21 protein-coding genes are annotated in these 20,521 nt (G+C 36.4%); 3 read left to right on the top strand and 18 right to left on the bottom strand.

Annotated elements, in window-relative coordinates:
- Together ACEN25_RS00415 and ACEN25_RS00410 are read left to right on the top strand one after the other, a co-directional pair.
- Positions 1-2,856 (top strand): M16 family metallopeptidase, encoded by a 2,856-nt coding sequence (locus ACEN25_RS00415; protein ID WP_441801141.1) that lies wholly within the window; start codon positions 1-3, stop codon positions 2,854-2,856.
- Between the two features lie 65 nt (positions 2,857-2,921).
- A complete protein-coding gene (locus ACEN25_RS00410; protein ID WP_441801140.1) occupies positions 2,922-3,923 on the top strand; it encodes a carboxypeptidase-like regulatory domain-containing protein in 1,002 nt (333 codons plus the stop codon).
- 23 nt (positions 3,924-3,946) lie between these two features.
- Here the strand turns inward: ACEN25_RS00410 and rimO are convergent, their stop codons facing one another.
- The gene (gene rimO, locus ACEN25_RS00405) at positions 3,947-5,254 is read right to left on the bottom strand and encodes a 30S ribosomal protein S12 methylthiotransferase RimO (RefSeq protein WP_028375867.1); all 1,308 of its coding nucleotides are present in this window, start codon (positions 5,252-5,254) and stop codon (positions 3,947-3,949) included.
- 85 nt (positions 5,255-5,339) lie between these two features.
- Between rimO and ACEN25_RS00400 the strand changes: the two genes are divergently transcribed.
- Positions 5,340-6,413 carry a serine hydrolase domain-containing protein gene (locus ACEN25_RS00400; RefSeq protein ID WP_441801139.1) on the top strand — a complete coding sequence of 358 codons (1,074 nt, stop codon included), beginning with the start codon at positions 5,340-5,342 and terminating at the stop codon, positions 6,411-6,413.
- Positions 6,414-6,424: 11 nt separating this feature from the next.
- Here ACEN25_RS00400 and ACEN25_RS00395 read toward each other — a convergent pair whose 3' ends face one another.
- From ACEN25_RS00395 to rfbA, 17 genes are all read right to left on the bottom strand, one after another.
- Positions 6,425-7,387, bottom strand: a complete 963-nt coding sequence (locus tag ACEN25_RS00395; protein WP_441801138.1) for a hypothetical protein — start codon at positions 7,385-7,387, stop codon at positions 6,425-6,427.
- Between the two features lie 13 nt (positions 7,388-7,400).
- Entirely contained in the window at positions 7,401-9,047 is a 1,647-nt protein-coding gene (locus ACEN25_RS00390) for an amidase family protein (protein WP_441801137.1), read from the bottom strand.
- An 84-nt stretch (positions 9,048-9,131) separates the two neighbouring features.
- The gene (ftsY, locus tag ACEN25_RS00385) at positions 9,132-10,085 is read right to left on the bottom strand and encodes a signal recognition particle-docking protein FtsY (RefSeq protein ID WP_441801136.1); all 954 of its coding nucleotides are present in this window, start codon (positions 10,083-10,085) and stop codon (positions 9,132-9,134) included.
- A 128-nt stretch (positions 10,086-10,213) separates the two neighbouring features.
- Positions 10,214-10,366 (bottom strand): DUF4295 domain-containing protein, encoded by a 153-nt coding sequence (locus ACEN25_RS00380; protein ID WP_081817337.1) that lies wholly within the window; start codon positions 10,364-10,366, stop codon positions 10,214-10,216.
- Between the two features lie 3 nt (positions 10,367-10,369).
- Positions 10,370-10,552: a 50S ribosomal protein L33 gene (rpmG, locus tag ACEN25_RS00375; RefSeq protein WP_028375871.1), complete on the bottom strand. Its 183-nt coding sequence runs from the start codon at positions 10,550-10,552 to the stop codon at positions 10,370-10,372.
- Between the two features lie 23 nt (positions 10,553-10,575).
- A complete protein-coding gene (rpmB, locus tag ACEN25_RS00370; RefSeq protein ID WP_028375872.1) occupies positions 10,576-10,815 on the bottom strand; it encodes a 50S ribosomal protein L28 in 240 nt (79 codons plus the stop codon).
- Between the two features lie 80 nt (positions 10,816-10,895).
- Positions 10,896-12,143 (bottom strand): competence/damage-inducible protein A, encoded by a 1,248-nt coding sequence (locus tag ACEN25_RS00365; protein WP_441801135.1) that lies wholly within the window; start codon positions 12,141-12,143, stop codon positions 10,896-10,898.
- Positions 12,143-12,484 (bottom strand): Hpt domain-containing protein, encoded by a 342-nt coding sequence (locus tag ACEN25_RS00360; RefSeq protein WP_028375874.1) that lies wholly within the window; start codon positions 12,482-12,484, stop codon positions 12,143-12,145. The genes ACEN25_RS00365 and ACEN25_RS00360 overlap by 1 nt, the downstream gene beginning before the upstream one ends.
- Positions 12,485-12,486: 2 nt before the next feature.
- Positions 12,487-13,098 (bottom strand): fumarylacetoacetate hydrolase family protein, encoded by a 612-nt coding sequence (locus ACEN25_RS00355; RefSeq protein ID WP_441801134.1) that lies wholly within the window; start codon positions 13,096-13,098, stop codon positions 12,487-12,489.
- A 3-nt stretch (positions 13,099-13,101) separates the two neighbouring features.
- On the bottom strand, positions 13,102-14,052 hold the full coding sequence (locus tag ACEN25_RS00350; RefSeq protein ID WP_441801133.1) for a carboxypeptidase-like regulatory domain-containing protein: 951 nt from the start codon (positions 14,050-14,052) through the stop codon (positions 13,102-13,104).
- Positions 14,053-14,056: 4 nt separating this feature from the next.
- Positions 14,057-14,833 carry an exonuclease domain-containing protein gene (locus ACEN25_RS00345; RefSeq protein WP_441801132.1) on the bottom strand — a complete coding sequence of 259 codons (777 nt, stop codon included), beginning with the start codon at positions 14,831-14,833 and terminating at the stop codon, positions 14,057-14,059.
- Between the two features lie 187 nt (positions 14,834-15,020).
- On the bottom strand, positions 15,021-16,385 hold the full coding sequence (locus tag ACEN25_RS00340; protein WP_441801131.1) for a dihydrolipoamide acetyltransferase family protein: 1,365 nt from the start codon (positions 16,383-16,385) through the stop codon (positions 15,021-15,023).
- 84 nt (positions 16,386-16,469) lie between these two features.
- Positions 16,470-17,588: a glycosyltransferase family 2 protein gene (locus tag ACEN25_RS00335; RefSeq protein WP_441801130.1), complete on the bottom strand. Its 1,119-nt coding sequence runs from the start codon at positions 17,586-17,588 to the stop codon at positions 16,470-16,472.
- A gap of 3 nt (positions 17,589-17,591) precedes the next feature.
- Entirely contained in the window at positions 17,592-18,209 is a 618-nt protein-coding gene (gene recR, locus ACEN25_RS00330) for a recombination mediator RecR (protein ID WP_441801129.1), read from the bottom strand.
- Between the two features lie 53 nt (positions 18,210-18,262).
- Complete coding sequence (gene rfbD, locus ACEN25_RS00325) at positions 18,263-19,111, bottom strand: dTDP-4-dehydrorhamnose reductase (protein ID WP_441801128.1); 849 nt, start codon at positions 19,109-19,111, stop codon at positions 18,263-18,265.
- Positions 19,104-19,658, bottom strand: coding sequence for a dTDP-4-dehydrorhamnose 3,5-epimerase (gene rfbC, locus ACEN25_RS00320; RefSeq protein WP_441801127.1), 555 nt, complete (start codon positions 19,656-19,658; stop codon positions 19,104-19,106). Before rfbC ends, rfbD begins: the two co-directional genes overlap by 8 nt.
- Entirely contained in the window at positions 19,658-20,515 is an 858-nt protein-coding gene (gene rfbA / locus ACEN25_RS00315) for a glucose-1-phosphate thymidylyltransferase RfbA (RefSeq protein ID WP_441801126.1), read from the bottom strand. The genes rfbC and rfbA overlap by 1 nt, the downstream gene beginning before the upstream one ends.
- Between the last annotated feature and the right edge of the window lie 6 nt (positions 20,516-20,521).

The following is a 20,521-nucleotide window of genomic DNA, read 5'->3' as shown; positions in this document are numbered from 1 at the left end:
ATGAAAAAATACCTTATTTGTTTAAGCCTGATAACACTAGCTTTAGCTTCGTGTGAGACTAAAAAAACCGAAGCTACAAACACTCAGGAATCAACACAATTTCAAGTTGATTATGAGTCTTATACCTTAGAAAATGGTCTTACTGTAATTTTACATAAAGACTCATCAGATCCTGTAGTGGCTGTAGCTTTAACAGCTCACGTGGGTTCTGCTCGAGAGAAAGAAGGGCGTACCGGTTTTGCACATTTATTTGAGCACTTACTGTTTCTTGAATCTGAGAACCTGGGAAAAGGCGGCCTTGATAAAATGAGTGCGCGCGTAGGTGGTAGTGGTGCAAACGGATCTACCAATAGAGACCGTACAAACTATTTTCAGACAGTTCCTAATGATGCACTGGAGAAAATGATTTGGGCAGAAGCAGACAAGTTGGGCTATTTTATCAATACGGTAACTGAGCCGGTATTGGCCAAAGAAAAGCAAGTCGTTAAGAATGAAAAACGCCAGAGTTATGATAACCGTCCGTACGGACATCAGAGTTATGTGATTCATAAAAATTTATATCCAAAAGATCATCCGTACAACTGGCAGGTGATAGGTTCTCTTGAAGATTTGCAAAATGCAACTTTAGCAGATGTAAAAGAGTTTTATAATCGCTGGTATGTACCTAACAATGTAACCTTAACCATAGCCGGAGACTTTGATACCGCTGAAGCAAAAAAATGGATTGAAAAATATTTTGGAGAAATTCCTAAAGGTGAAGAGGTAACCCCTATTGAAAAACGTATCCCTGTATTAACCGAAACTAAGAATCTCTATTACGAAGATAACTTTGCAAGACTTCCACAACTTACGATGACGTGGCCTGCCGCAGCAGAATACACTAAAGATTCTTATGCGTTAGAGGTATTAGCCAATTATTTATCTAACGGAAAAAAGGCACCCCTAAACACGATTTTAGTAGATGACCTGCAGATCGCTTCTAATCCTTCTTTACGCTACTCGGGTTCTGAGCTTTCGGGAGAAATCACATTAAGTGTACGAGCAAATGCTGGTGTTGATCTTGATTCTGTACAAATAGGAATAGAAAAAGCATTCTCAGAATTTGAAAAAAATGGAATAGCAGACCTCGATTTAGAACGCATTAAAGCAACCCAGGAAACCCGTTTTTATAACAGCTTAAGTAGTGTTTTAGGAAAAGGATTTCAACTTGCTCAATATCAAATTTTTGCTGGTAACCCCGGCTATATAAACGATGATCTTAAACAAATTCAATCTGTAACTGTAGAAGATGTAAAAGCCGTTTATGAAACTTATATTAAAAACAAAAACTATATAACAACCAGCTTTGTACCTAAAGGTGAAGCTGTTTTGGCGCTTGCAAATGCATATCCTGCTGAAGTTGAAGAAGAACAAATCGTAAATGGGGCAGAAGAAACGTTTGACCCTTCATTAGTTGCTGAGTATGATCGTACACCATCTTCTTTTGATCGCAGCATAGAGCCGGAATATGGCAAAACGCCACAACTTAAAGTTCCTGATGTTTGGATGGGGGACTTAGAAAATGGTCTTAAAATTTATGGTATAGAAAATACAGAAGTACCACTTGTAAATTTTTCATTTACTATTGAAGGCGGTTTGTTGACTGAGGCTTCAACTAAAGGCGGTGTTGCTAATCTAACGGCGGGATTACTTACAAAAGGAACACAGTCTAAAACCACAGCAGAATTAGAAGAAGCCCTCGATTTATTAGGCGCATCTATTTTTGTAAGAACGGGACAGGAAGCGACAACGCTAACCGGTATTACCCTGGCACGTAATTTTGATAAAACGATGTCACTAGTTTCTGAAATTCTTGTACAACCCCGTTGGGATTCTACTGAATTTGAACTGGAAAAAAAGAAAATTCTCACCCGCCTTGAACAACAAAAAGGAGATCCCGGGAGTATTGCAGATCTGGTATTTGCTAAAGCAGTTTATGGTAAAGATCACGTGCTTGCTAAGAATAATTTAGGAACTACAGAATCTGTAAAAGCGCTTCAACTTAAAGATTTAAAAGATTATTACGCAACTCTTGTTCCTAATCTAACACGCGTTGAAGTTGTAGGAAATCTGGGTAAGGCTAAAATCGTAGCTACTTTATATAAGGTTTTGCAAAACTGGAAATCTAAAGAAATTACCATCTCAAAACCGCAAATAAATCAGCATATAGAGAAACCCATTATCTATTTTCTTGATGTACCTAATGCAAAACAATCGCAGTTGCGTTTTGGGTATTTAGCATTAGCGGCTAGTGATCCCGATTATTTACCGGCTCAAATGATGAATTATCGTCTGGGTGGTGGTGGCTTTGCTAGTGAACTCACCCAAATGTTACGCGAAACTAAAGGATATACCTATGGGGTTCGCTCTCGTTTTGACGGATCTGCCTTACCGGGTCCATTTATGATTTCTAGCGGTGTACGAAGTAATGTAACTGCAGAAAGTACACAACTCGTTCGTAATATTATGAATGCTTATGCCGAAGATTTTAATGAGAAGGACCTTGAGATTACTAAAGGCTATTTTCTTAAAAGCGGTGCGCGAAACTTTGAAACCCCTTCTGCTAAATTGGGTTATTTAGATGAAATCGCTACGCTAAATTTTAAACCTGATTATATTTTAAAACAGCAGGAAACAATAAAAAACATAACACTATCCGAAATTAAAGCATTGGCCAAAGAATATGTAGATCCTTCAAAACTGATTTATGTGATTGTAGGTGATGCAAAAACACAGCTTAAAAAAGTACAGGATATGGGACTTGAGGTACAGCTTGTAGATGAAAATCTGGAACTACAAATGCCTTTAAAAAAATAGTTTTAAGAAACATATACTTTTGAAAACTATAATTGTAGTTTTATAACTATAATAATAGTTTTTATTTGATAAAGGTTTTTTGGTTTTTAGTCCTACTTGTTTCAATTACTGGTTTTAGTCAATCGAGATTAAGTGGCTCTGTCTATAGCGCTAACGACTCCACTGCTCTGGAAGCGGTTTCAATCTACTTTGACGGTACTACAATAGGCACTATTACAAACAAAGAAGGTCATTTCACTCTTACTATTGAAGCAGGCATAAAAAGTCCGTTAGTGATTAGTATGATAGGTTATATGCCTGTTTATGTATCTGATTATTTAAATACAAATGGAAGCATTCCTGCTATTTATTTAATTGAGAATACAGAACAGCTTGATGCTGTTTATTTAGAGAATGATAACTGGTCTCGTAAACGCAAGCTCAATGTATTTAGAAAAGAATTTTTAGGCAACTCTCCGGAAGCGCTTCAATGTAAAATACTTAATGAAGATGCGATACGATTACATTACAGCAAATCGAACATGCAATTAACTGCCTGGTCTAATGAACCCTTAACTATTCAGAATAAATTTTTAGGATATACGGTTCAATATACATTAACTGATTTCTCTGTAGATTTTGAGAAAAGCCTTACTTCCGGGATTCAATATGTAACTCTCGTATATGCTGAAGGGTTCACTTTTTTTAGAGAATTAAAAAACCGACCCAAGCGCAGGTATTTAAAAAATAGAGAAAATTCATATTCCGGATCTACCCTACATTTTATGCGTTCTTTAGCTCAGGAGCAGCTTGTAGAAAATAAGTTTAAAATCTTCTATAAAAGCTTTGAGATTCCTCCCTACTCGCGTATTAATCTTAAAAAAGAAGGTGAGTATATGCAGGTAGCACTTTCCGTAGAAAAACTGAGTATTTTATTTGATAAGGAAGAGCAGTCTTTTATTCAAGCAAAAACGCCGTTTATAATTGATGCTTTTGGTAATCATTCTCCGGCAACAGCTATAACTATGGGTGGAGCTATGTCACAACAAAGATTTGCTTTTATGCTTCCGCTAGATTATAAATTATAAAAGCCATTAATTTTGTAACCAATTTACCTGGTTACCGGCTCAGCATATAAATCAAAATCTTCTGCTTCGGTAATCTTAACCCAGGTATATTCTCCGGTTTTTAAATAATGTGCCGTCGCATCAATCAAAACCTCATTATCTACATCTGGCGAATCAAACTCAGTACGGCCTACAAAGTAATTACCTTCTTTTCGGTCAATTACAATACGGTACTCCTTCCCTATTTTAGCTTGATTTAATTCCCAGCTTATTTGTGACTGCAATGCCATAATCTCGTTAGCGCGCTCCATCTTCACCTCCTCAGGCACGTCATCTACCAGATTATAAGCGTGTGTATTTTCTTCGTGAGAATAGGTAAAACAACCTAAACGCTCAAAGCGCATTTCTTTAACCCAGTCGCGTAATAATTCAAAATCTTCTTGCGTTTCACCCGGATAACCTACAATTAACGTAGTTCTAATGGTCATTTGCGGTACTTTCTCTCTAAAGGTCTTGAGAAGCGCATTGGTCTTTTCATACGTTGTGCCACGACGCATAGACTTTAACAATTTAGTCGAAATGTGCTGTAATGGGATATCTATATAATTGCAGACCTTAGGTTCTTCAAGCATAACGTCAAGCACATCTTCCGGGAAACCGGTGGGAAACGCATAATGCAGACGTATCCACTCAATACCTTCAACCTTTACTAACTCACGAAGCAATTTTGCTAAAGCGCGTTCCTTGTACAAATCAAGGCCGTAATAGGTTAAATCCTGTGCGATTAAGATTAACTCTTTAATTCCTTTTGCTGCAAGCTTTTCTGCTTCTATAACCAGATTCTCTATAGGCGTACTTTTATGACCACCACGCATTAGTGGGATTGCACAAAATGAACACGGTCTGTCACACCCTTCAGCGATTTTTAAATAAGCGTAGTTTTTTGGAGTGGTAGTTAAACGTTCTCCTATCAATTCGTGCTTATAATCTGCACCTAACGCTTTTAAAAGTCCGGGAAGTTCAGTGGTTCCAAAATATTGATCAACATTGGGGATTTCCTTTTGCAAATCTGGTTTGTAACGCTCAGATAAACATCCCGTCACAAAAACCTTATCAACAATACCGTCTTCCTTTTTCTGTACATACTCTAAAATGGTATTTACAGACTCTTCTTTTGCGTTTGCAATAAACCCGCAGGTGTTAATAACCACAACATTACCTTCCTCCTCGTGTACTACTTCCTTATTGTTGGCACGCAGTTGTCCCATCAATACTTCACTGTCATAAACGTTCTTAGAGCAGCCCAGGGTTACTACGTTTATTTTGTTCTTCTTTAGGGTTTTAGTACGCATAAGGTTATTTATTTCGGGGCGCAAAGATAAGATATTTTAAACCTTTTAAGTCTTAAATTGCTCTAATCTTAAATTCTGTTGATTTATGAAATTTATAGTCGCTTTATTAGGACTGTCGTTACTTTGGTCGTGTTCCTCAGAAACAGATAACATTTATAGGCCAGAAATTGAAGAAAATCTGTACTTTCCGCCCATAACCGGCTCATCCTGGGAAACTTCAAATCCTGTTAATTTAGGTTGGAATGCCGCCGGAATCACCGAATTAGAAACTTTTCTTACTCAAACAAATACAGAAGCTTTTATAATTCTCGTAAATGGAAAAATTGCTTTTGAATCCTATTATAATGGAAGTGCTGCAACAGATTTATTCCCCTGGAATTCTGCCGGAAAAACACTGACTGCATTTACAGTAGGTATAGCCCAGCAACAAGGTCATCTCGATCTCCAAGATAAAACAACTGATTATCTAGGTCGTGGATGGACGTCAATGACTGCTGAACAAGAAGACGCAATTACCTTAAGCAACCAACTTACAATGACATCTGGTGGTGATTTTACTACAGGCAACACCGGTTGTTATGATGCAAATTGTCTCAACTATCGTTCTGCACCAGGTACCGAATGGTATTATTACAACGCCTATTACACCCTATTACAACCGGTTTTAGATGCAGCAACTCCCGCAGGGTTTGACAGCTTCTTTAAAACTGAATTAAAAGATAAAATAGGATTAGACGGTCGCTGGGTAACTTTAGGCTATAACAATGTCTATTTTAGTACGGCACGCGGAATGGCGCGTTTTGGTCTGCTTAATTTAAATAAAGGAAACTGGGATTCTACTGAAATTTTAAATATTGAATATTGGGGAAAGATGACTTCAACCTCTCAAGAACTCAATCCCAGTTACGGCTATCTCTGGTGGCTCAACGGGAAGTCAGGTTATAAACTTCCCGGTTCTACCCAGACCTTCACCGGTAAATTAATTTCTAATGCTCCCGATGATCTTATTGCAGGGCTGGGCGCCAATGATAAAAAGCTCTATGTAATCCCCAGCAAAAATATGGTGATTGTGCGATTGGGACCAGCAGCAAATGAAGAAGATCTGGGACCAACTTCTTACGATAATGAGTTGTGGGGAAAGTTGAAGGTAATATTTTAGCGAATTAAAATTTATGGATGAAAATAGTAAATCACTCCGGTATCTAAACGCATATTACCACTTATGCTGTTTTGAAAAATCTCAAAATTATTCATATCAAAAAATCCTTGCGCCTTAATTCCGTCTCCTAAAGCAATAAACTCTAGACGATTATCTACTGGATCATAAAAAATAGGACGACTAATTATCCTTAGAAAATAATTAAAATCTTTATCATAAGTATTTAGTATATCTCCTTCTGAATTGAGTAAATAAACATAAGGAATATGTCCTCTTTCAATTAAACTTAATATATAATAACCATTGGGTACTACTAAAAATTTAAATATTTTACCTGGATATGTCACCTCTTTTGAATTATCCTCCCATGTATTAATATTTATTTTTTTGAGAATTTGATTATAACTTAGCTTTTCTTCAATGAAGACTAATTCAGATGTTTCATTTAAAAAAATATAGCTCGAATAATCCTTTAGATCATATAAAGCAAATGACTTACTTAGATTTTTGGTTTCTATAAGTTTATTGTTAGAATATTTCAAGAACTTAACGTCATATTCATTATTCACAATGAAAAAGAAATTTGTAGCATCTAAAATTTCTAAGTAGAAGCTGGAACTTGGTAAATCTGTTGTAACTAAATTCTCTTCAAAGTCAAATTCTAAATCTTCGCTATTGTAAATCTGATTCAAATCAACCATAAAAGAATATAATTTTCCGCCTTCTTTATCAGTTCTATAAAATAAAACTTTATCACTTTCTGGAAATTTATATGAAGTACTGAAATTATTTTTAATCCTAAATTCCTTAAAAACTTTCGATTTATTATCTCCAATAAAATATCCGCTCCCATCTCGCTGAATCATTACCTTGTAATATATATCCAAATCTGTTTTACCATCATCACTTCTGGAGCAGCTTACAACACTTAAAAAAATTATAAATACTACTAAACAAAATTTTAAATTTTTCAAATACATATTTTTCTTATTCCTCATAATCAATAGGAGTCTTTCTCATTTTAGAAATGGTCCCATAAGCATACGCCAGTTCCAGAAGTTTTGCTTCAGACAGCGTTGGTGCAATAAAGGTAAGTCCCATTGGCTGATGGGTCTCTTTATACCCCATAGGAACTGTAATTGCAGGATACTTCGCCACGGCAGCAAAACCAGCCATATAGTTATTTATAGATAGTACCGCATCGAGATTATTTGCGTTGATAGATTCGTCAAAAAACTGTCTTCCGTTGCGTTCTAAAGTATCTTTAATCGCCGTGAATTCTTCAGTAGAGGCAGAATCGGCAAGTACTCCGTAAAGTAGTCCTTGACCGTACGGCATACGAACTAGAGAATCTTCTTTGTTATACGCGGTAATATCGTTCAAATCTTTTACAGCCAGGGTTTTCGCTCCGTATTTAGAAATATAAATCGGTAAGTCTTTTTGCATATCGAGATTCAATACCCGTAAAAACTGAGGTAAATCAATTTCTGGGCGTTCAAGTTCAATTAAAGTGGCACCGGCATCTTTTAAAGCATTTACTGCCTGAACATACAACGTATCTTCATAACTCTTATAATAACCCAGTCGCTTCCCTTTTAAATATTCAGAAGCATTAAGGTTTTTTAATGCCGAAACATAATCTGTTTTTGGAGCCTTTAAAGAAACTGCTTTAGCATCTTCATCATCGAAACCTGTCATCGCCTGAAGCAAAATTGCATTATCAATAACCGAGCGTGTCATTGGCCCGGGAGTGTCTAGCGTACTGGATATAGGAACGATTCCACCACGAGAAAGCAAGCCAATCGTAGGTTTTAAACCTACAACCGAATTTGAACTGGAAGGTGAAAGTATAGAGCCACTGGTTTCTGAACCTACTGCAGCTGCCGCAAAATTTGCTGCCATAGAAACTCCACTCCCAGAGCTTGAACCACCGGTATCATGAATTTTCCGGCCGTAAGGGTTTAAGGTTTGGCCACCAATAGCCGAATACCCACTTGGGCAATCGTTACAAAAGAAATACGCCCACTCACTTAAGTTTGCCTTTCCTAAAATTAGCGCTGCGTTTGCTTTAAGTTGTTTGGTTATAAAGGCATCTTCGGCGTTGTTATCTTCAAAAACAACTGCTCCGGCTGTAGTGGGCATTCCCGATGCATTGATATTATCTTTCAACAAAATTGGCATTCCGTAAATAGAATACATATCTACCAAAAGCTTTTCCTGTAAATCAAGCGTTCTAGCCTCTGCAACCACATTAGGATTTAATGCGATAACCGCATTTAAAGATAGGTCATTATTACGATCGTATTTTTTGATTCGGCTTAAATAAAATAAAACCAAATCTTCATAACTCAATTTGCCATCTACTATAGCTCGCTGAATTTCAGGTATTGTTTTTTCAAAAGCTAACATTTTTACTCTGGCATAATCCGCATCAGTAAATTGAGCTAAGTCTTCGTTGAAAGGCTCCCAAAGTTTATCTAAATTCAAAACTTTTGAGTCTAAAACTGCAAATTCGCGTTCTTTAAAGGTTGTGTCAGTAACAGTCTCTACAGTTGTAGCAGTAACGTGGGCATTTGTATTTTCTTTACAGGAGATTATTGCGCAAAGTGCTAGTAGAAGTAGTATTCTTTTCATAAAAATTTCAATTTTCAACTAAAATACAAAAAGGCATCTCACAAATGTGGATGCCTTTTAAATTTTATAAGTGTACTTCAAATTTTAAACTCTAAAAAACGAATCTACAAATTCAATCTTATTAAAAACCTGTAAATCTTCAATACCTTCTCCCACACCAATATATTTTACGGGAATCTGAAATTGATCACTTATCCCGATAACAACACCCCCTTTTGCTGTTCCGTCTAATTTAGTAACTGCAAGTGCAGTAACCTCTGTAGCTGCTGTAAACTGCTTAGCCTGTTCAAAAGCATTCTGACCGGTAGAACCATCTAAAACCAATAATACTTCATCTGGAGCATCATCAATCACTTTTTGCATCACCCGTTTAACTTTAGTCAACTCATTCATTAAGTTGACCTTATTATGTAAACGACCTGCTGTATCAATAATAACGACATCTGCGTCCATTTTTACAGCACTCTGCACAGTATCAAAAGCTACTGAAGCAGGATCACTACCCATTTGTTGCTTTACAATAGGTACATCTACACGATCTGCCCAAATTTGAAGTTGATCAATTGCAGCTGCTCTAAAGGTATCGCCGGCACCTAAAACCACTTTAAGTCCTTTTTTCTTAAACTGGTAGGCGAGCTTTCCTATTGTCGTAGTTTTACCTACACCATTAACGCCAACAACCATAATAACATACGGTTTTTTTGCAGGAACTGAAAAGTCTGTAGCATCACCGCTGTTAGTCTCACTCATTAACCCGGCAATCTCTTCTCTAAGAATAGCGTTTAACTCATCGGTACCTAAGTATTTATCTCTTGAAACACGGGCTTCAATACGATTTATGATCTTAATCGTAGTAGCGACACCCACATCGCTAGAAACCAAAACATCTTCTAGATTATCTAAAACATCATCATCAACCTTATTTTTACCGGCTACAGCTTTACCTAACTTACTTAAAAAGTTAGTATTTGTTTTTTCCAGACCTTTGTCTAGCGTTTCTTTTTTTTCTTTGGAAAATATTTTCTTTAAAAAACTCATCGTATTCAGGATGCATTTGTTAGCACTGCAAAGGTATTCTCTTTAAGACTATTTAGAAACCTCAAAAATAAAAAATAAAAAAGCCGTCACGCATAGCGTAACGGCTTTGAAAATATCTATAAAAGATATTATTTTTTATCTAAAAACTCACCTACAGCTTCTGGAGCCATAACAGCTTCAACGAATGTGTAAGCACCTGTTTTAGGAGATTTCACCATTTTAATGGCTTTAGTCAAACGTTTAGATCCTGTCTGTAATGTTGCTACTGATTTCTTTGCCATGTCTTATTTTATTTCTTTGTGAACAGTCATTTTATTCAAGATAGGATTGAATTTTTTCAATTCCATTCTATCTGGGGTATTCTTTTTGTTCTTAGTGGTAATATAACGAGAAGTTCCTGGTTTACCAGAAGCCTTATGCTCTGTGCACTCTAAAATTACCTGTACTCTATTGCCTTTCTTTGCCATAATTGCTGGTCGTTATACTGTTATTACTTTTTAAGAAAGCCTTTAGCGCGTGCTTCTTTAAGCACTGCAGTAATCCCCTTCTTATTTATATTTTTAAGAGCGGCAGTAGAAATTTTTAATGTTACCCACTTATCCTCCTCCGGAATGTAAAAACGTTTTTTGATTAAATTGGCATCAAATTTACGCTTTGTCTTATTCATCGCGTGAGAAACATTATTCCCTACCATTGCTTTTTTGCCCGTAAGCTCACAAACTCTTGACATGATTCTAAAACTTTATATTGTGTTACTGAAAAACAGGGTGCAAATTTACACAACTTAAACAAGTTGAACAACTTTAAACACTAGTTTTTTAAAATTTCTTTTTGAATAAGCTCAAAAGCTTTGTTCACACTCTTTGAAATCACACGCTCGCGATGATTTCCCATTTTAAATTCGACTGAAAAAACTTTTTCGGGAGTAGCTATTCCTATGAAAACGGTACCTACTTCTGCGTCTGAATCTCCCTTTAAAGGTCCTGCATTACCGGTTGTTGAAATTGCATAGTCAGATTTATACCAGTTACGCACTGCTACCGCCATGGCTTCTGCAACTTCTGCACTTACTACAGAGTGTTTATCTATAAGCTCCTGATCTATTTTTAAAAGCTCAACTTTTGAATGCGTTGCATAGGTTACCATACCTCCTTTAAAATATGCCGACGCCCCGGGAATTGCGGTAATTGCAGCTGCAATTTGACCACCGGTACAACTTTCTGCAACAGCTAATGTTTTATTTTTTAATCTAAATAAATCTGCAACTACTGCTTCAATAGATTCTGCATCATCATAGCCAATGATGATATCACCTATAAGTTCATTGAGTAAAGCAATCTGTTGATCTAGATTCTCAATCAAGACTGCTTTATCTGCTCCCTTAGTTGACAATCGTAACCGCACCTTACCCAAAGCCGGCAAATAGGCTAATTTGATATCTGAAGGCAGGTTGTTCTCCCATTCTTCAATCGTATTTGCAATCTCGCTTTCACCTACACCATACGTCTGCAGAGTACGATGCACAATATAGGGTCTGTTAAATTCTTTTTGTAATCTCGGGATTATCTCTTCAGTCAAAATTGACTTCATCTCAAAAGGTACACCGGGCATAGAAATAAATACAGTGTTACCAGACTGCAACCACATCCCCGGAGCAGTACCGTAAGTATTTTTTAAAATCGAGGCCTTACTGGGAATCATAGCCTGACTGCGATTTGCCGGTAATATAGGCCTATTAACGTGGTGCTTAAATAGGTGTTCGACATGCTCTAAAACCTCAGCATTTTCAACCAGTGTATCCTCAAAATACTCACACAGCGTATGTTTTGTAATATCATCTTTAGTTGGCCCAAGCCCCCCGGTTAGAATAACGAGATCTACAGTTTTTTCGGCAGCTGCAAGACTATCAAGAATATGCTGCCTATCATCAGATATTGATGACATTTGATAAACTTCTATACCTATTTTATCAAGCTCTTTTGCTATAAATGCGGAATTTGTATCTACAATTTGCCCTATAAGAATTTCATCTCCTATGGTAATGATATGTGCACGCATTACATCTTCCAGTCTTTGCGCATTTCTACAATCGCATTATTTGTTAATTCTATAATAGTATCTAATTGAGGCCGTATTACCGAAGTGGGTTTTCCGCTATCTGCCCAGCGCTCCATCGCTGAAATTTCACGTATAAGATCTATCCCAAACATTTCGAGATTAGGTTTCATCTTATGCGCAAATTGATAGGCCATTTTATGATTATCATTATCAATGGCCATTTTCATACTTTCTAAATCTGGCGGGATTTCAGAAAGAAAAGCCTCTACAACCGTTTTCATAAATTCTTTGTCACCACCAGACATATCTTCTAGCTGGTATAAGTCATAATGTGTAGGCATGGTTATTTAATATTTAGGGTGAATGATTCTTTGGAGTTTAGGTATCCGGTTAATTTATCATCTATAGCAACAGGCCCAACTCCTGCAGGGGTTCCGGTAAATAGGATATCTCCTATTTTTAAAGTCATATATTGAGAAACATATGCGATTAACGTGTCAATATCATAGACCATATCTGCAGTGTTTCCTGACTGTACAATTTTATCATTTTTTTTCAAATGAAAATCTATATCGCGTAAATCTTTAAAATTTTCTTTATTAATCCACTCGCCTATTACAGCAGAACCATCAAAAGCCTTAGCTTTTTCCCAGGGATGTCCTTTAGCTTTGCACTCTCGTTGTAAATCTCTTGCTGTAAAATCTATTCCTAAACCAATTTCATTATAATACTTATGAGCAAATTTAGGCGCTATATATTTTCCAAGCCTGTTTATACGCACTAATATTTCAACTTCATAATGTACCTCATTTGTAAATTCAGGAATCACAAAGGGATGTTTATTAAGTAGGACAGCAGAATCAGGTTTCAAAAAAAACAAAGGCTCTTTAGGGGTTTCGCTGTTTAACTCTTTAATATGTTCGCTATAATTCTGCCCTATACATATAATTTTCATAAACTAATCTGTAAATATTAATTTAAAAGCAGGTGCCGGAAATTTCCCATTTAAAGCACTGCCTTCTGTATTTAAAAGATCTATAGATTTCCACCCATTTATACTTCTATAAAAACATCGGGTAATGGTATTGTTAGTGCTCGTTTCGATACCCTTAAAAATTGGTGCGTACCTATCAACCTTATATTCGCGGTAACCGCTGGTGTCATTAACTTTTAATGTGTACGATTCTGAAAATTTATTTTCTTCAATAAAAATATGTTCTACGGAAACAAAAAAACCAGCCTGAGGTACATTAACTTTATAGGCACTTAAATCGAAAGTCAACTTTTGATTTCCTTCCGGCTTTGTAATAATAATATCGCTGTCTAATAAATCTCTTCCAGGTTTTCCATCTTGAGAAACATCTAAGATGCGTAATCTAAAAGTGGCCTGCTGACTAGACTTTCCTAAAATTCTATAAAACTGAATCTCAATTTCTTTAATAAAGCAAGCATCTTCAAAGCCACGGGGACGTTCATAATACCGCGCTAATGCTGAAGGATATGCACCACCACTAAAATTACCCAATCCTACAATTTGCTTCCCTCTAAATGAGTTGATACGCTTCTGCTTTTCTAATCTCATTTTATAGAGGGTAACCTCAGAAAGTTCGTTTGTTTTTTGAGTTAATGAAATAGGTTTCTCATTTAATTCCAGAGCTTTTACCACTTCTTCATTATACCCTACACAACTTACAAGAACGGTTTCATTTTTTAACTTCTCATTAATCGTAAATTTAAAATCTCCTTTAGCATTTGCAGAAGTACCTATTTTAAAATTTGAGAAAATTAAATTAGCAAAAGGTATTTTTTTTTGTGTTTTGGCATCTATTACACTTCCCTCTAAAGTAACACTTTGAGCTGCTAATGTTCCGGTAAATAGTACCAGAAAAAGTATAGCGACTCTAATCATGACTCTAAAAAAGTTTTGTATTGAGTTTACGCAATTTAATCGCTGTAAGTACTTTTTTAGTATAAAGCGGAAAATCTGCATTTTGTATCCATCCAAAATAACCCGGCTCATTATCTAAAACGTCTTCTACCTTCTTACCTTTATGCTTTCCGAAGGAAAAAATTTCCTCACCTTCTTTGTTATAGGCTATAAAACCAGCAAAATCTGCAAAGCGCTTACGCGCACTAAATTCGGCAAGACTCTTCATATTATTTTCAAGATCGTCATAGCGATCTAATTGTGCTTTTAAAACCTCATAGGTAGCGATAGTGTCTGCTTCTGCACTGTGTGCGTCATCTAGATTCTGATTGCAGTAAAACTTTAGCGCGGCTGAGAGGGTGCGTTGCTCCATTTTATGAAAGATGGTTTGCACATCTACCGCGTGCCTGTTTTTCATATCAAAATCAACATCTGCGCGCAGCATTTCTTCGGCTAAGAGCGGTATATCAAACCGGTTTGAATTATACCCGGCAAGATCTGAATCTTTAATTAGATTGTTAATTTCGTTTGCCAACTCTTTAAAGGTGGGTTTATCTGCTACGTCCTCATCTTTTATACCATGAACCGCTGTAGTTTCTGCAGGTATGGGTATCGTAGGATTAACCAGCCACGTATGTTTCTCTTCTTTCCCATTAGGAAATACCTTTAAAACAGATATTTCAACAATTCGATCCTGAGCTACGTTTATACCAGTAGTTTCCAGATCAAAAAAACAAATAGGCCTTGTTAAATTAAGATTCATTTTTTATTAATTTAAACGCAAAAGTAAGACTTAGTATTTTTAGTGTAGCTAAAATTTAAAGTATTTAAAAATTAAAACGATAGATCAAATAGCTCATTAAACAGCTACTTTAAAAACTCTTAAACACTAAAATGCCAGAGTGTTTACTCTGGCATTTTAGTTTCTATGTTTTATGTAAAAGATATTTTTAGACTTCTCTAGAACTATCCCAGGCTTCTAAATATTGAGCTACACGCTGAACAAATTGACCACCTAAAGCACCGTTTACAACCCGATGGTCATATGAATGTGATAAAAACATTTTATGTCTAATCCCTATAAAATCACCTTCTGGTGTTTCAATAACCGCTGGGACTTTACGTATTGCTCCTAAGGCCAAAATCGCAACTTGCGGCTGGTTAATGATAGGTGTACCCATAATGCTTCCGAAGGTACCTACATTAGTAACTGTATAGGTTCCGCCTTGCGTATCGTCTGGTTTTAGCTTACCTATACGCGCTCTATTAGCAAGGTCATTTACCGCCTTAGCCATACCTACAAGATTTAACTGGTCTGCATTTTGTATTACCGGTACGATAAGATTGCCATCAGGTAAAGCTGCTGCCATACCCAGATTTATATTTTTACGTTTTATGATCGTATCGCCATCAACCGAAATATTAATCATCGGGAAATCACGTATAGCTTTAGCTACCGCCTCCATAAAAATTGGAGTAAAGGTTAACTTCTCTCCTTCTCGCTTTTGAAAACTATCTTTAACACGCGCTCTCCAATTCCAGATATTGGTTACATCAACTTCGATAAATGATTGCACGTGAGCAGAGGTTTGCACAGAGGCAACCATATGCTTTGAAATCATTTTACCCATTCGGGTCATCTGAATAATCTCATCACCGCCATTAACAGAAACCGGTGTAGCAACTTTTGATGAAGATGCTGAAGGTGAAACTTTATCTTGCTTTTGAGGTTCCGCTTTTTCTTTTGAAGGAGACACTGATTGCCTTTTGCCATTTTTAGCAGCCTCTACGTAGTTTAAAATATCATCTTTAGTAACACGGCCTTCAAGACCTGTCCCTTTTATTTGATCTAATTCTTCCTGAGCAATACCCTCCTGTTGCGCTATACTTTTAACTAAAGGAGAATAAAAACGATCTCCATCATTAGAAATAGCAACTGCTGGTGACGTAGTTGATTTTGCCTCTTCTACACGTGCTGCTGCATCGTTAGCGGCAGCATCTTCGTTTGTATTTTCTAAAGAATCTGTATCGCTACTATTAGAATCAGCAGAATCTGAGGTCTCTGCACTTTCTGAAGAAGTTTCTATAATTGCAATAGTTTGTCCTACCTGAACAACATCATCTGGACCAAAGAGTTTTTCTACAAGAATACCTTCTACTTCACTAGGCACCTCACTATCTACTTTATCAGTCGCAATTTCAACCACCGGTTCATCAAGCTCAATGCTATCGCCTACTTCTTTGAGCCAGTTTGTTACCGTAGCTTCTGCAACGCTCTCTCCCATTTTCGGTAACTTAAGTTCAAATTTTGCCATATTCGTAATAAATAGATTAGTGTGCTTTATTTTTTGCGAATTTAATAAAAAATTATATTCTAAAATTAGAAAATAATTATTCGCCTACCAGATTTGAATTTCGCCGCGATCTGTTGAAGAATCGCTGCCTGCGATAAAATTACAATTTGAAGGTCGTATGCGAAACCTATTTTGATTGTTTTTTAACAAAGTCATTGCACTAATAATAGCTGTTGTTGACAGACTTTTTAAATTAAATACGATAAGCGCGTTTGAGACTAAAGCCAGCTTAACCTGCGCTAAACTTATGACCTTCAACTCTTTTTCTAAATTTAAGCGCATTGTATCTACTGACTTTACATCCTCACAAACTAAATAAAAGTTTGAAATTGGAGGTATAATTTTTTTTTTAGACCTAGGTAAGCTGTACGAAAATGAAAGAATTTTTAAAAAAAAAGCCAGAAACCAACTGCTAATTAATCCTTTTGAAAAATGTTTTTTATGAAATATATGCATAGCGCCAAAAAAGCGTTGTGCATATATTTTATCCTTAGAACTGCTTTCTCCCTTAAAATGTATTGCTGTTAGTTTACCATAATAGAAGTTAGTATATCCCTTTTTATGCAGCGTATAACTGAGATCTATATCTTCACCATACATAAAATAATCTTCATCAAAACCTCCTGCATCTAGAAAAACCTGCCTTTTGATAAACATAAAAGCTCCTACTAAAACCGGTACCTTACCTACTTCATCCTGTGCTAATTGATTTGCATAGTAGGCCGAAGTATTTCCTATTATTTTAAGGGCTGAAACTTTTATCGTTGGCAGATTGCGTTTACTTTCGGGTAGGTAATTACCCGTGCCATCTATAAGTCGAATGCCTACAGCTCCCATATTTGATTGGTTTTGAGAAAATTTGAGTAAGGTTGAGAAGCAATTTTCAGAAATTACGGTATCCGGATTTAAAATACAGATATACTCCCCTTTAGCTTGAGCAACACCCTGGTTATTAGCCTTGGAAAAACCGCTGTTTGTGGTATTTGCAATGATTTTAACCTCAGGAAAATACTGCTGCACCATCTTAACACTAGAATCTTCTGAAGCATTGTCAACCACAATAATTTCAGAATTAATATCTAAAAGCGCGCGCGTTACACTCTGCAAACAAAGTTGCAAGAAATAAGGAACCTTGTAATTGAGAATGATTACCGAAAGCTTCACCGGCTAGTTCTTTAATGAATTTTCAAAAGGAATTCTATGTAAAATACTGCGTCCTAGCGTGACCTCATCTGCAAACTCCAACTCATCTCCTACAGCGATACCACGTGCAATCGTTGATGTTTTTATAGTATATTCTTCAAGCTGTCTGTAAATGTAGAAGTTTGTCGTATCTCCCTCCATCGTTGAGCTTAATGCAAAAATCACCTCATCAACAGAACCCGATTTTACTTTTTCAATAAGCGAATATATTGTCAAATCCTGCGGACCTACACCATCTAGAGGTGATATTTTACCCCCTAAAACGTGATATTGTCCTCGATATTGGCTCGTGTTTTCTATCGCCATAACATCTCTTACATCTTCAACAACACAGACAATAGATGCATCTCGATTAGGATTTGCACAAATCTCACAAATCTCTACATCAGAGATATTGTGGCAGTTTTTACAAAATTTTATCTCGGTACGTAGTTTTACAAGAGCCTGTGCTAATAGTTGTGTCTGATTTTCAGACTGGCGTAGTAAATGAAGTACTAAACGAAGTGCTGTACGCTTACCTATTCCCGGTAATTGCGACATCTCATAAACAGCCTGCTCTAATAATTTAGATGAAAATTCCATAAGCGGTAAAGTTAGCAAACATTTAGAGTAATCAAATCGCTAATAGGTTTTCCTTAACCTAAAGCATCAAGCCAATTCCTAATCTGAAAACCAAATGTATCTGCAATTTTTGAAGAATCTAATACGCTATAGGCAGGTCTCACAGCTGTAGTAGGAAATTCTGCAGATGTCACGGGTATAACTTTAGTTTGCAGGTTGTGTTTCTCTACTATGGCCTTTGCAAAATCAAACCATGTGCAACTACCTGTATTACTAAAATGATAAATTCCTTTTGAAGATGAAGTTAACTGCGGAAGACATTTAAGTAAAAAAAATGCCAGTTCTTCTGCCCGCGTAGGAGAACCCACCTGGTCATTTACTACGCGTAAAGTCTCTAACTTGTCCGCCAGATTCTGAATAGTTTTATAAAAATTTTTTCCAAATTCACTATACAGCCAGGAAGTTCTAATAATCCAATATGCACCAATATTAGACTGAAGAATCATTTGCTCACCGGCTAATTTTGACGCCCCATAAACCGTAGTTGGTGCGGTATGAGCATCAGTTTTATAAGGTTTTGAATCCTGACCGTTAAATACGTAATCTGTTGATATATGGATAAGTTTTACATCATATTTTTCGCAATAGGAAGTCAGGTTCTGAACTCCATCTCTGTTCATCAAATAAGCATTTTCCTGCTCACTTTCAGCTAAATCTACGTGTGTATACGCTGCTGTATTGATGATCACACCTGGGTTAAAATGCTGAAGATACCTTTGTAAGCTTTCAGCATCTGTAATATCTAGTGCTTGACGGTCAGCATACTCCATCTCGTAATCAAAATCTACTGAAGCTTGTTGTATACACTTTCCCAACTGACCAGAAGCACCTGTAACTAGAACCCTTAGTGATTTATTAGACATACATCCTATCAATTACAGATTGAAAATCAAGACCTTTAGTATCTTTATCGGAAAGGTTAAATGCTATATTTTCTGGCCAATTATTAATAAAGTTAGGATCGTCAAATTTTAAAGTAAGTTCAAACTGCGGATTGTAATAATTATCACAACTGTAGGTAAATAACGTATCTTCTTCTAAAACTAAAAAGCCGTGTGCAAAATTGCGCGGGACAAATAATTGTCTTTGATTGCTTTCATTGAGTTCTATCGCATAACTTTTGCCAAATGTAGGCTCCTCTTTTCTCAAATCTACAACCACATCAAGAACACTTCCCTGAATGACGCGTATTAACTTTGCCTGACTGTAATCTCCAGTTTGCAAATGCAAACCTCTCAAAACATTTTTCTGAGATTTTGATTGATTTTGCTGTACAAAATTGGGTTTTAAGCCTGTATGTTCTAAAAAGGTATTCGCATTAAAGGCCTCAAAAAAATAGCCTCTGGAATCCCCAAAAACTTTTGGCTCCATTAACCAAAGGTCTTTGAACCCTGTCTCTATAAATTGCATTAAACTAATGTTTTTAAATAAGCACCGTAAGCAGATTTGCCGTAATTAGAAGCTATTGCAGCCATTTGTTCTTTAGTTATAAAATTCATCAACAAAGCTACCTCTTCTATACAACCTATTTTATATTGCTGGCGATGTTCTATTGCCTTTACAAAGTCTGTTGCCTCATTTAAAGAGTCAATGGTACCGGTATCAAACCAGGTCATACCCCGATTCATTATCGCCACCTGAAGCTCTTCTAATTCAAGATATCGATTATGAATACTTGTTATTTCTACCTCTCCCCGTTTTGATGGTTTTACATCTTTAGCAAATGCGACTGCTCTGTTATCAAAGAAATACAAACCCGGAATAGCATATTTAGACTTAGGCAGTTCGGGCTTTTCTTCAATCGAAAGTACTTTACCTTGCTCATCAAATTCTACAATTCCGTATCTGTTAGGATCTTTTACCGGATATGCAAAAATAGCACCGCCTTTAATCTGAGTTTGGTCTTGTAACAGTTTACTGAGTCCGCTTCCGTAGAAAATATTATCTCCTAAAATAAGAGCTACAGAATCATCACCAATAAAATCTGCTCCTATAATAAAAGCTTCTGCTAAACCATTAGGTTGTTCTTGTATGGCATACTCAAATTGACATCCTAAAGATGAACCATCTCCTAACAAATTTTTAAATGCAGCCTGATCTTGCGGTGTAGTAATAATTAATATTTCCTGAATTCCAGCTAGCATTAAAGTGGAAAGCGGATAATAGATCATAGGCTTATCATAAACCGGAAGTAATTGCTTACTTACAGCCACGGTAAGAGGATATAAACGGGTACCGGAGCCTCCGGCTAATATAATTCCTTTCATAAAACC

Origin of the sequence: Leeuwenhoekiella sp. W20_SRS_FM14 (assembly GCF_052119605.1) — a bacterium.
GTDB lineage: Bacteria > Bacteroidota > Bacteroidia > Flavobacteriales > Flavobacteriaceae > Leeuwenhoekiella.
Note: the sequence above shows the minus strand (reverse complement) of the source record. Positions and strands in the feature narration are given on the sequence as shown.